The 12,751-nt window shown below is 35.0% G+C and carries 14 protein-coding genes; 1 reads left to right on the plus strand and 13 read right to left on the minus strand.

Annotated elements, in window-relative coordinates; genetic code table 11:
* Nucleotides 1–304: 304 nt before the first annotated feature.
* The 7 genes from ACH0BF_RS23020 to ACH0BF_RS23050 form a co-directional block, all read right to left on the minus strand.
* Nucleotides 305–499, minus strand: a complete 195-nt coding sequence (locus ACH0BF_RS23020) for a hypothetical protein (RefSeq protein WP_406910383.1) — start codon at nt 497–499, stop codon at nt 305–307.
* A 7-nt stretch (nt 500–506) separates the two neighbouring features.
* The gene (locus tag ACH0BF_RS23025; RefSeq protein ID WP_406910373.1) at nt 507–647 is read right to left on the minus strand and encodes a DUF3784 domain-containing protein; all 141 of its coding nucleotides are present in this window, start codon (nt 645–647) and stop codon (nt 507–509) included.
* A 1,002-nt stretch (nt 648–1,649) separates the two neighbouring features.
* Nucleotides 1,650–2,417 carry an ABC transporter permease gene (locus ACH0BF_RS23030; RefSeq protein WP_406910374.1) on the minus strand — a complete coding sequence of 256 codons (768 nt, stop codon included), beginning with the start codon at nt 2,415–2,417 and terminating at the stop codon, nt 1,650–1,652.
* Nucleotides 2,417–3,340, minus strand: a complete 924-nt coding sequence (locus ACH0BF_RS23035) for an ABC transporter ATP-binding protein (RefSeq protein ID WP_406910375.1) — start codon at nt 3,338–3,340, stop codon at nt 2,417–2,419. The genes ACH0BF_RS23030 and ACH0BF_RS23035 overlap by 1 nt, the downstream gene beginning before the upstream one ends.
* A gap of 11 nt (nt 3,341–3,351) precedes the next feature.
* Entirely contained in the window at nt 3,352–3,666 is a 315-nt protein-coding gene (locus ACH0BF_RS23040; RefSeq protein ID WP_120038679.1) for a DUF1048 domain-containing protein, read from the minus strand.
* Complete coding sequence (locus ACH0BF_RS23045; protein WP_120038677.1) at nt 3,659–3,988, minus strand: PadR family transcriptional regulator; 330 nt, start codon at nt 3,986–3,988, stop codon at nt 3,659–3,661. The genes ACH0BF_RS23040 and ACH0BF_RS23045 overlap by 8 nt, the downstream gene beginning before the upstream one ends.
* A 420-nt stretch (nt 3,989–4,408) precedes the next feature.
* Entirely contained in the window at nt 4,409–4,675 is a 267-nt protein-coding gene (locus ACH0BF_RS23050; RefSeq protein WP_406910376.1) for a site-specific integrase, read from the minus strand.
* A gap of 700 nt (nt 4,676–5,375) precedes the next feature.
* On the opposite strand from ACH0BF_RS23050, the gene ACH0BF_RS23055 reads away from it, so the two are divergent.
* Entirely contained in the window at nt 5,376–6,776 is a 1,401-nt protein-coding gene (locus ACH0BF_RS23055; RefSeq protein WP_340856804.1) for an MFS transporter, read from the plus strand.
* Between the two features lie 383 nt (nt 6,777–7,159).
* Here the strand turns inward: ACH0BF_RS23055 and ACH0BF_RS23060 are convergent, their stop codons facing one another.
* From ACH0BF_RS23060 to ACH0BF_RS23085, 6 genes are all read right to left on the minus strand, one after another.
* Nucleotides 7,160–7,534 carry a hypothetical protein gene (locus ACH0BF_RS23060; RefSeq protein ID WP_406910377.1) on the minus strand — a complete coding sequence of 125 codons (375 nt, stop codon included), beginning with the start codon at nt 7,532–7,534 and terminating at the stop codon, nt 7,160–7,162.
* A gap of 699 nt (nt 7,535–8,233) precedes the next feature.
* Complete coding sequence (locus ACH0BF_RS23065) at nt 8,234–8,407, minus strand: Fur-regulated basic protein FbpA (RefSeq protein ID WP_340856805.1); 174 nt, start codon at nt 8,405–8,407, stop codon at nt 8,234–8,236.
* A gap of 144 nt (nt 8,408–8,551) precedes the next feature.
* Nucleotides 8,552–8,965 (minus strand): IDEAL domain-containing protein, encoded by a 414-nt coding sequence (locus tag ACH0BF_RS23070; protein ID WP_406910378.1) that lies wholly within the window; start codon nt 8,963–8,965, stop codon nt 8,552–8,554.
* Nucleotides 8,966–9,054: 89 nt separating this feature from the next.
* Nucleotides 9,055–9,825, minus strand: a complete 771-nt coding sequence (locus ACH0BF_RS23075; RefSeq protein ID WP_406910379.1) for a PD-(D/E)XK nuclease family protein — start codon at nt 9,823–9,825, stop codon at nt 9,055–9,057.
* A 1,907-nt stretch (nt 9,826–11,732) separates the two neighbouring features.
* On the minus strand, nt 11,733–12,074 hold the full coding sequence (locus ACH0BF_RS23080) for a DUF3147 family protein (RefSeq protein ID WP_340856810.1): 342 nt from the start codon (nt 12,072–12,074) through the stop codon (nt 11,733–11,735).
* Nucleotides 12,058–12,474: a MarR family winged helix-turn-helix transcriptional regulator gene (locus tag ACH0BF_RS23085; RefSeq protein ID WP_340856811.1), complete on the minus strand. Its 417-nt coding sequence runs from the start codon at nt 12,472–12,474 to the stop codon at nt 12,058–12,060. Before ACH0BF_RS23085 ends, ACH0BF_RS23080 begins: the two co-directional genes overlap by 17 nt.
* Nucleotides 12,475–12,751 lie beyond the last annotated feature (277 nt).

Below are 12,751 nucleotides of genomic sequence, written 5' to 3' on the forward strand. Positions count from 1 at the left end.
ACTGGATAGCATTAATCCCAACATGGCAATCCCTTGATACGCTAACTAAAAAATCAACTAGCGCCACTACCAATATGGTCCTTTAAGCTTTACGGTATAGTTTCCTTCCAATCTAAAAAGCAGGGATCCTTATGATATTGCCACCGTTCTTAAACAACCTTATTATTTATAAGCACTTGTGCGTTGCCTCAAAATTTCTCATCACATTTTTCTTTTTTATTTTCTTCCTCGTCTGTCACTCATTCGATAAAACAGCCAGCGTTTCAACCTGTCCTTTTAAACACTCCTGTCTAGAAATCCCTTGTTACTTGGCACGTTCATCACCTTTTTTTAAAAATCTGTTTCCTGTATTTGAATACACTACTGCAAAAATAATAAGACCTGAAAATAAAACAAGACCAATGAGAAACAGTGTTTGACTTTTTAGGATTTCACTTACTGCCCACAATAATAGACTAAAGCAAATACCATACATCACTTTCCCCATAAACTTGCACATAGCTGCTTCATCGTATTGAGCTTTTTTTACTCTCTGGCATTGTGTTGTAACCCGCAATTAAAGCTGCTCCTTTGCCTTTTGATAAAAAGATAGCAAAAATCAAAAAGGGAATTAGAATAATCAAATGAACAATCGCTCCATTCACCATAACTGCCTCCTTCAATTAATATAATACCTGATGTAGGAATCAAAATAATCTAATCAATATTTATTATCCATTGAAATAAAAGCAGAGACTGAGATGATGCAAGTATCTAATAATAGAAAGTATCAGTGTTTTCTTTGCCTGGCTTTTTCTTTATGTAAGATTTTATATATTATTGATTTAGCAGTATTTTGGGCTCCCAAATAGACTCTGTAACTATATAAAGAAACTAAATAAAATTGTCTAACTTCATTTTCCCTTCTATGGTCTATTCCAAATAAAAGTACGTATCAATATTGGTAAAACAATAAAAACCAAGAGGAAAGTCAGATTGACAGCCAAAGCAATCGTTCTCAGCGAACTTTTCCCTCCATACCATGCAAGCACAATGCCCATGATCGAAATAACAACAAGTAACGGAAGAAATATAGGACTTAAACCATCTTTGAAGATAAAATAGGCATTAAATGTCATAATCAAAACAAACCAATAGATAAAACATTAAAATGATTCCTCATATTTCCACCTCTAAAGTTAAATTTTACCACAAAAAGAATGGATTGAGTTTTTGAAACCAGCAATACATTTCTATTTAAGATAGAAATAGCCTCAGGGTTCTATCTACTCCCTAAATTAGGCGAACATAGCATAGCTATTCTTGATTTTTCTTTTTTGATGATCCTCCTATTCCATTTTCATGATTATGTTACCATTTAAGTCCAGGATAGTTAAAGACCTCTATTTCTCATCTAATTTAATAAGAACATCCCAAAGAATTTGATCACTCTTTGGGATGCTCCGTTATAGATATAATATAATCACCATTTGGTTTTATTGATTTGTCATCTTTATAATTCGGATGGTCAAACTAACTTACCTGCTAATCCTACAACAAAGTCTTGCTACATTAACCATTTGATCCGATGTTTTTTATAATTAACCAAAAAGGATTGGCATCCTCTTCGGATGAACTACGAGTATATTTACATCCTTACTATTAGGCGCTTATACTCTCCTATAGGCTTTCATTCCAAATATATATGAAATCATGATAATTAGCACCATCCACCCCATAGACACCCACAAATCATTTCCAGCAACTTGTGAATTTAACAGATTTCTGATTGTTTGAATAATCGGTGTCATCGGTTGATTTTCTGCGAAGAGGCCAACTACCTTAGGCATTCCATCGATAGGAACAAATGCGGAACTAACAAAAAGCATCATCAATAGAATATAAGAGAAGGAACCAGCCCCTTCAATACTTCCAGCAGCTAACGCAAATGGTACTGAAAGCCAAGTTAATGCAAGAGAAAATAAAATAATCATGACCACCACAAGAAACCATTCAAAAAATGTGGCGTTACTTCTAAATCCGGCTAGAAATCCTACTAGCAAAACGGCAACGATAGAAACTAACATAAAGACAACGGATGCTAAAACATGACCGCCCAATACAGATGATTTTGATATAGGCATTGACTTAAATCTGTCAAACATCCCTGAAGTTTTGTCTAAGTTTATCCGCAATGAGGTATAAGCTGAACCAGTGGCAATTGTCATTAATAAGATTCCTGGAAGTACATAATTTATATAATCCTCTTGAGACACTCCTGGAATTTGAATGGCTCCTCCAAATATATAAACCATACCTAATAGCATCATAACCGGCATAGCAATAACAGTAATAAGCGTATCGATACTTCGCAAATTATGCTTAATAATTCTATTGGCAAGTGCTAATGTATCACTCACTTTTTGACTTATCTTCATTATTTTCCTCCTCTCGTAAGTGTCATAAATACATCATCAAGGGTTGGGGTAATCATTTTGAAGGTCTTGAGCTCAATATTTTCGGTTGTTAGAGCATTCATTACGTTTAAAGTTGTTGTGATATCTTCTGTTAAATCAATAGAAATCTCACAATGGTCTTTTTTTTGAGGGGAATATGGTTCTAAGAGTTTTAAAGCTATTTCGGTGTCTTCATTACAATTAAATACAAGAAGTAATTTATCCGCTCCAGCAATACGTTTCATTTTATCAGGAGTTCCACTGGCAACAATTTTTCCTTCACATAAGAAGCCTATCTGATCAGCTAAGTAATCTGCCTCCTCTAAATACTGAGTCGTTAAAAAGATTGTTTTCCCTTGCGACTTCATTTCTTTAATCATCTCCCAAAGATCCTGCCTGCTTTTAGGGTCCAATCCAGTGGTGGGCTCATCTAGAAAAACGATTTCTGGATTCCCAACTAAACTCATAGCTAAGTCAAGACGCCGTCGCATTCCTCCTGAGTAATTTGAAACAGCTTTGTCTTTGGCTTCAGTCAGATCAAACTTTTCTAACAAACTTTCGGCAACTTTTCTCGGATTGCGTTCATGTCGCAATTTTGCAATCAAATGAAGGTTTTCATATCCAGTCAGCATGCCGTCAACGGTAGAATTCTGAGAACTAAAACTAAAAAGATTTTGTGCTGCCACAGGATTGTCAGCAATATTAATATCCTGAATGGTTACCTTTCCACCATCGCTATTAAGTAACCCCGTAACAATTTTTAATAAGGTACTTTTCCCAGCCCCATTCGCTCCTAATAAAGCATAAACGGAGCCTGCTTTCACAGTGATATTGACATCGCTTAAAACTTCATTCCCTTTAAAGCTCTTTTTTACATTTTGGATTTCAAGGACAGTTGTATTCATGGCTCTCTCCTTTATTTAATGGAATCTCTTAATTCTTTTCTCATTTTGTCAATCCATGTTTCTTCTGGAAACTCTGCTAGTAAGGAGTCGGCAAATTCTGCTGCATCGTTCCCGACTATATCTCTTACGTTTAATCCGTCACTGGCACTACTTTCGAACATCTCTAAAACATTTTGTAACAACGCCAGCATGCCTGATCCCTTAGCAAAATTCCACATATACTTCTCAATGGCTGTCATTGCCGTTCTGTATTCCTCAGGTAATTCATTCACTCTTTTTCTATAGGCTCGATATTCGCGTTTTTCTTGAATCATTTTTTTAAACATTTCTTTGCTCCTTTATTTCATTCATTTTTTCTTCTAAGAATGTCCAACGCTTCCAAAAATCCTTTAATTCTTGTTCGCCTTTCGCATTTAGTGTGTAAAATTTTCTCGCTGGCCCAAGTTCAGACTTTTTCTTCTCAATCTCCACAAGCCCTTTTTTCTCTATTCGAACAAGAATGGTATAGACCGTTCCTTCCACAATATCGTCGAAACCCAACTTATTTAGGTACTTAGCAATTTCATAACCATAGGTTTCTCCTGTTTGAATCTTTTGAAGCACCACACCTTCAAGAACTCCCTTGAGCATTTCCGTTAAGTCTTTCATATTTCCTCCTTGCTAACTACTCTTTATCACTTAGTACCACTATATAGTATTACAAAGTAGCATGTTGTGTCAATTAATTTTTATTCATACTATACATTTGGGCATCTTTACTCTCACTAGGTCTAAGCAGGTTAGACTATTTTTATGAATAACAAAAAACACTTTCCTAGTAGAGGAGAAGCTTTTTTGAAAATTCCACGGATTTTGAGAAACGTGCCTTTGTAAAACTATTTTCTCTTTAATTCTTTCGACTATTACTTTGCTTACAACATCTCATCATCTCCCCTAAACTTGAATCAAGAAATCCGATTTTCTTTAAAGACGTTGCTCCATCATTTGATTCGGTTGCTGAACAAGAAAAAACCCTGCATCTCAACACAGGGTTTTTAATCCGCTTTTTAAAGTGATCAAACTTTGTTTTCAAGCCTTACTAAGCTTTGGATTTGATCCGTTGAAACCTTCTAGGACTCTATCTACCATTTCATCATTCATGCCAATATATCTCAGTATAATTGATGGGGATGAATAGCTGGAGATTTGCTGCAATGCCGCCGCGCCCTTCATTCGCTGGTAAAAACGATAGCCGAAAGCTTTCCTTATAGTACGAGTCCTGATAGCGCCTCCCCCCTTCACACCTCCATTTCCTATTGAAATTTTGCTATATAAAGGGCGAAAAACACCATCCATTTATCCCCTCTTGTAATCTTTTTGGCGTTGTACATCCATAAGTATAATGAACTTCCTTAAGATGTGAGTAATTGAGAAATTGGCTAACCATAAGTAAAACAGAGATATCCCAACGGGTGATCAGAAGGTAGATGAGCAAGCATTCGCATCATCCTCTCATAAAAAAACAACCCTTCCTTATTGCAGATAAATTCACAATAGAGACGATTTAAAAAATGAGGTGCTTGATTCAGAGGGCACGATGTTGGAAAGGTAGATAATGTTTTATCCGGCCTAGAAATGTCTATAAACATAACTGTAAAAGATGAAGGAAAGCAGGTGACATACATTTAGCAGAAGCCATACAAAACAAGGAGAAACTTTGATACAACTTCAGACAGAGATGCGAAAGCAAAGAGAGGTGAATAAGAATATGCGAGGATGTTAATTTTTTTGTATACCCACGGGGGACTATTATAAGCGAAAAATGAATATTTTTCTGTTTTTGTATCAAAATAACTAACGTCAAAGAATTTATTTCTTTCAACAAAGCTTCATGCCAGGGCATCGTATTTGCCTAATCTAGAACAAGTTATTTTATAAAAAAACAAAATTTTATTTGGGATATCTTTGGAGAAAACGCTCAAGGCTTGTTTCCCCCTTAGTTTGAGTTTATTTCTCATTCCCATATAACTGTATACCATGGAGTTGACACAACAAAATGAAATTTAACAAGAAGAAAATCAACGTCGTAGATATTCAGCGAACTAAGAAAAGCGTGTTTGCTACAGGGGTAGGAAATGCGATGGAATGGTTTGATTTTGGCTTATATTCCTATTTAGCGGTTATCATTAGCCAGAACTTTTTCACTGCTGTTGAAAATGACCAGCTGAAATTAGTATTCACCTTTGCAACATTTGCGATCGCCTTCTTAATGCGCCCATTAGGCGGTATTATATTTGGTAAAATCGGAGATAAATCAGGAAGAAAAGTCGTTTTAACAACCACGATTATTTTAATGGCTTTTTCCACATTGCTCATCGGTTTATTGCCTACATATGATCAAATAGGTATATGGGCGCCTATACTCTTATTAGTAGCTAGAATTATTCAGGGTTTTTCAACTGGCGGGGAATACGCCGGTGCCATGGTCTATATTGCAGAATCCTCTCCAGATAATAAACGCAATATGCTTGGGAGTGGATTAGAAATTGGCACGCTCACTGGTTACATATTAGCTTCACTACTTGCCAGTGCACTCTTTATCACCCTATCTGATCAACAGATGGCCTCATGGGGTTGGAGAATACCATTTCTACTCGGTTTACCTTTAGGTCTTATCGGGCTGTACTTAAGAAGGAGCTTAGAAGAAACACCGATTTTTGAAAATGAACTTTCTGATGATACAGTCCAAGAGGAAAGCTTCCTATCTATTTTAAAAAACCACAAAAAGGATGTTGTTGTATGTTTTGTAGCTGTCGCCTTCTTTAACATTACAAACTACATGCTATTATCATACATGCCCTCTTATTTGAATGAAATTATTGGATTATCCAGTACGATAGGAACTGTATTAATTACGGCTGTCATGATTATTATGGTGCCGCTTGCTTTCATGTTTGGAAAACTCAGTGATAAAATCGGAAACAAAACGGTGTTCTTAATTGGTTTAGGCGGGTTGACCTTATTGTCTACCGTTGCTTTTTATTTAATAAACTTGAATGGTTTAATATTTGTTTCGTTAGGTATTCTCATTCTAGGTGTTTTACTTTCAACTTATGAAGGCACCATGCCAGGATCGTTACCAGCGATGTTCTATACTGATATTCGATATCGTACATTATCTGTGACCTTTAATGTTTCTGTTTCAATATTTGGTGGAACTACCCCATTGTTTTCCACATGGCTCGTTCACCAAACAGGCAATAACTTAGCACCTGGTTTCTATCTAACAGCCGTGAGTATTATCGGATTTTTAGTGATACTATTCTTGTTCAATAGTACTTCAGGGAAATCTCTCAAGGGTTCCTACCCAACCGTTGCTTCTAAGGCTGAATATAAAGAAGCTGTCGAAAATCCAAAAGATTCATTATGGTGGCAAACAGAACAAAAAGACGAATAAACTAAATTAAAAAAATATCCACTCCATTGGACTACTCGAACTATGGACACTCAAACATGAGGTCTATAGTTCGAGTTTTTGTTTTTTCTCCTTCGCACTTGTATGTTCTATTTATTTCTAGTTCACCTAATGTTGCAAGCAGGGAGCTGCTACCAGCAATATTTCGGGCTCCTAAATAGACTCTGTAACTGTATAAAAACTGAATAAAATTGTCTAACTTCATTCTCCCGTCTTATAGTCTCAGCCAATCCTAAATGTCAATGTAAAGTCGAATTGAAAAATTGCTCCCCATCTTAGCATTACGATTTTTCTACTTACTATAAATTAATTTCCCCAGTATTTTTTGCATTTTCTATAATAGAAAACACTCTAGAATAACAATCCTAAATAGTTTTCTTTGTGTTTTGGTGGTTGTATAGACTCAATCCAAAATATTTGTGATTAAAGTACCCAATTAAATAATCACCTGCTTTTGAAGTATGAGCATCTTCGTAAGAAAGTTCTTCATCAATGAATGCTAAATAAACCTTCTCCGAATTGATAAAAATAAAAGGAACAAGGGACTCTAGATAAACTTTTGCATATTTAGCCTCTGCTGCTTCAGGTAAATAATTTTTATTTATAAATACAGCATCTACGTCCCTGAAACTTTTCTCTTCTACATCTCCTAATGACAAAGAAATGAATTTTACATTATCTTCTCTCACTTTAGGAGGTGCTCCTACTATACCTATTTTTAAATTTCCCCCGGGAGTCAAAGTCTTCAACTCCTTCACTGGTGGACTCTTTATTAGAAGTACAGGCCGATAATAATATGGCTAAAACGAGAAACATGATAGAGTTTAAAAGAACGCTTTTCATCCAGTATCTCCCTTGTTTGTAGCGGTAATAAAAAATTAATATCTTATCATAAATTTATGATATAACATTCTTTTAAAAATACCCAAACCAGGATTAATTAGTTAAAATCATTGAAAATTTTAGTAATATTGTTATCTATGATCTTATTGTTTGGAAGTCCCTTCTTCGCTGCGAACTCTTCTACGACACTAAAAGCTGTAAATGCTATCAGTTGAGGTGATAGAGGGTGTTTCATTAACTGAATCACAGTTAGTTGTATCGGGTAATTATAGAGTGAAAAATTAATTGTATTAATCAGCAATATGTCCATGCTCCACATTAAACGCCCCGGCTATCTTTGATAGCCGGGGCGTTTTCAATACAATGTGCTAACCATTATACTGAATTAGCTATATCTCCCAAAACTTGACCTGTTATTTTTCTGAAATGTTCGCTTATATATTCAATTTCAAAGCTATCATCCCTATGGCCCTCTGAGCGCCCAAAGTGATATATAGGTCTGTACTTTCTTACTTATTAGAGGTTTGATATTCACGTTTCCTCCTAAAGTGCTCTGCATAGCACTTTAGGTTAACTGCCCTATCAAAAGTAGGTTTTCATCGAATGTTCGAATGATCTTTATACATCTTTTGATATTCATGTTCTAATTCACTCAGTGTTAACTCGTACAACTGACGATCATCCGTTGATTTGTAGGATTCCCATTTTAACATTTGCTGGATCAACTGCTCTTTTCGATTAATGATCACTTGATTTAAAATATCACCCATCCTCATCATCTCCTTTAAAATTTTTATGTTGATGATCGAATTTTTGTTCTTGGCATGCCATGTAGCATTATTTAAGCTTATTTCTCTAGTTGGTGTCTTGAGATTTTGTCCAAGTGACTCAGTTCTCCCCACATATTAATGCCTTTATATGGTATGGTTTACTGCTTCTGTGTTTAAATAGTTCTCCAGTTTTATTTGAAGCTCACTTGATTCAAGTAATCTATTTGTATAACTGAGGAAAGAGGCTTCATCCCCTGTATCAAGTGCTTCATTTATTTTAAATCGCCAAAAGTTCATCTTTAAGTTTATTTCCAATATAGATAAAATGCGTTCTTTTATACAATATTGCTCTAAATCTGCGAGGGCCATATAGAAAACATATTGATCATTGATCTTAACCAGAAGGTACCATCCGTTAATCATCGTAAATTTATGTTCATTCGTGACTTCAATTACATCTCCTTTATTGATTTTTAAAACATCTGCATGATCCCCTTCCGGACAAAAACAGTCAATTTGATGCTCAAACGTTTCTGTTGCGATAAAATATTCAGACATTCTCTTCCCTCCTATTAATAGTATAGTTTTCGAAACTTCGAACTTACTTTCCCATATCAAAAGGAATTTACTTCTAATTGCGATTTGTGCTAATAATCTACATTTGGTCTATTAGCCACTTTCAGGCTATTTGGGCTGCCTTTACGTTTATGTGTAACAAAATATTTCCTGCATCCTCTTAAGGGACTTGTTTTTGTATAGTCATTTGAATATTGCAGTAAATCTTTCATATTCTTTACATCCACGTTTCCTTCAGCAGCATTATTCACTGTGGGTGAAAAAGTATATTTTTCTCCCTCCAATAGAGTGTTGATTTCTATTCTCTCAGGAAGTTTGCCAAATGCTTTATTCGAAAATACAATCGTTAAGTCATTGTATAGTTGAATTATTTCCTCATCCGCTTCCAGAAGAAATTTTTTTATAGTAAAAGAGTGAGTTGCCCGCTCTTCTAATTCAATAGTTAATGAAAGATGAGCTTCCAATTCCTCAATATTGGTATTCACCCATAACGGCGGCTTCTGCTTTTTCTTTGCAGATAAAAATTGAAGCAAATGATCTGTCGTCTTTGTTAAAACCATATAGTAATGTACCTTCGATTCAAATAGCTGTGGACTCACGTTTTTCCAATATCTATGGATCAATTTCAATATATTTAACTTGTTTTGTGCATCTAGTGGAAGTTGATAAAAGTTTTGAACCACCTGATTAATTATAGATTGAATAACTTGTCTCCATTTTACGTCGAGGGGATTTAATAACAAAACATGTTGATAATAATATGTATAAGGACACCTTATAAACGACTCTAAGTGATAATTGGCCATAGTTTTCAAAGAGACTAGTGGATACCTGCTTTTCATTTAGTCGATCTTCTCCTTTCTTTAAACAACTATCGTTCTTAAGAATGGAACGAGCTTCTGCCCAAACGTTCGTCAGGCTTCTTCTTATTTTTGTGATCTTAATTCAACTTCTAATCCCTGGGGATACACCTCTATCCCTTTCTCTAAGCTTTCCCTTATGATATCTACGGCTGCATCATATGTGATAAGCTGAATCGCATGAATCAAAAACGGCTGCTGTTTGTCCTGTTAAATAAATCTCTCCCTTTCCTTATAAACATTTCAAACAAACCCTCAGTGTCTATCCTGCATAGTTCAAATGATAAACTTTAGACGACATCTACTCACACATGCCACAACAGGGACACCAACTATCATTGTCACATTGATCAACCATTTCCTTGTCGTCTATAAAACCACACCATTCACAAATTATGATTTCAATCACGACCTTGCCCTCCCCATACAGATTCGTCTTCTTACTTCTTAGTTCATGTTCTTTATTGACCTGATCAGCAAAGAACTTCAAGATTTGTAATTTCCCTTCAATATAGCCCTCTGTTTATTGAGATGGATATTAATACTTTTATCTAAAATCCACATAACTTGCAGTCTTTACTAACAAAGAAAAGGGAAAAAGTTTTATAAGTTATCCGCCACCCTAATTGATAACGATTTTCATTATCTATTAAATATAGTAATTGATAATGATTATCAACGTCAAGTAATCTGTTGCTTTTTCTACCTTCTCATTAACAAGCCTATGTTTTATTTCATAAGTATCTATAATTGAATGCCGTCCAACTCAATTCAACATGCTGATTGCTATTTAGAAAAATAAATTTTTGGTCTCTTTGTTCTATCTATGCAGGCATAGACAGAGATATATTTTCATTAGTTGTTTGATCTATAAGCTTGATACCTGAAAAATGAATAATAGGAAAAAATGGCTAAACGCCGTTTCGAAGGATCACAAATATTCTGAGTTATTAAACCCTGCATGGTTCAAAACAGAAAAAGGGGAGATTAACTAAGAAGTTGGAGAAGAGATGGAGAAACAAATCAAGCCTTAGTATTTGAAGGTAATATAAATTCCTTCATAAACTAAGCCACTGGTGGTAGTAACACTATGAATAATTTGAAGATTTCCATTGAGGCCTTTCTTCTAAAATGGCCTTATGATTATTCGAATCAACTCTATAAAGAACAACATATGCATTTGATTCTTCCAAGTGTGCAACTTGTATCAATTTAAGTTTAAAGTTGGACCGGCCAAAAGCTTATTTTTCTACGTTACCGAAGGCTCTTGAATGTCGTCGCGCTTATTTTCGATAGGATATTTCATCATATGGGATATGATTGAAAGAGGCGTGGCTGCTAACATAATAACAGTGAGTATAGGTTTTCGTTTAAGAATTCCAACTCCCCTTTGATTAACATAAGCTCTGTTATACAAAGTAAAAAAGCTTTAGAAGATTGCCTCTAAAGCTTTCTTTGCCTGCTAAATAGATTTATTCGTACTGCTTTTTTTAAAAATCCCTATTAGAAGGGTAACAAGTCCTATTAAGAAGAAAAGTGGAAACAATAACATCATTAATCCGATTGCTGCAAAACCATCTCCTTGACTTATACCAAACAAGATAGATACTGGCCATGAAAAGGGCGGGGCCATTATTAATATTGTAGTTGTTCCCCATACTATGTATTTTTTTAGTTGATTTTCCCTGACTTAATTTAAAGGCAAGTATAAGACCCACTATTAAAATTGTTAATGTAAGTACTATTGCCATTTTACTTTCACCTTCTTTATAAAGAACAATTCACCATAAAAGTCTATATTATTATCAGGATATTCAAATTTTTATGACCGACCAAAAGGAAGTATGCGCTATATCCCCTTAGTTTCCCTAACGTTTGATGCCCGAAATTTAAGAGTACATATTTGATAGTAAGAACTTCTGTAAGAATAAACATAGACCCCATCCGCTGATTCCGAGGATGATGGAGATCGAGAATGGAGTGGAATACTTTAGAGCAACAGCCACAATAAAAACCAAGATTATTGTACTGGGCAGGCCATAAAGTACCCCGAATAAAAACTGACTTAAATTGTTTGATTGCTCCCCCTGTATATATAGCCAAAAAAGACTTAATAAACTAACAAGAGGAAGGGCAGCTACAATCCCCCCATATTTAGGTGAATATTTAGCAAGAATAGTAACTAGTCCAATGACACAGGCTGAGACACTAATCTTAACAAGAAAAGACATGTTTAACCTCCCTTCTTAATAAAACAAACGTCTCTATAATCTGTGCTTGTTCTTCAGCATCAAAACGATCTAAGATTATTTTTAGTTTTTCCTCATCCAGCTCTGTATTTTTCTTAAGTACTTCTTCTCCCAGTTTCGTAAGTTTCACGTAGACAACCCTTCTGTCTTGAAGAGAGCGTTCCTTCTCTACATAGCCTTTTTGTATAAGCCTTTTAATATGCTCAGACGTTGTATGATGTGTAACATCTAATACTTTCGAAAGAAACTGTACCGTTGCATCTTTATTTTTCTTAATAGCTTGCATACATCTAATATTTTGATGGGTTAGAGATTCCTCATGCTTGTAATGCAAATAGTAATAAAGATCGGTCCATGCTTCATTAATGAGACTAGCATCCATAATTTACACCTCTCATATATCGTATAATACGATATATTAACAAAAAAACATGGGATTCGCAATAAATGGAATTTATGTATGTTCTACACCTCTCCAGTCCATATAACCCTATAAGCAGAAAACTCCTGGACAAATAAGTTCCTCAACAAGAAATTTCGTTCTACATTTTTTTCCTCTACAGGATTTTATCCATCATTGGTTTATCAAGCTTTCTAGACTTCCTCACAGACCAAGCGTACATAAAAATGATAGGTTTTATACCCTTAAGAAATAGTTG

This window comes from Pseudobacillus sp. 179-B 2D1 NHS (genome assembly GCF_045370945.1).
In the GTDB taxonomy this organism is placed as follows: Bacteria; Bacillota; Bacilli; order Bacillales; family Domibacillaceae; genus Pseudobacillus.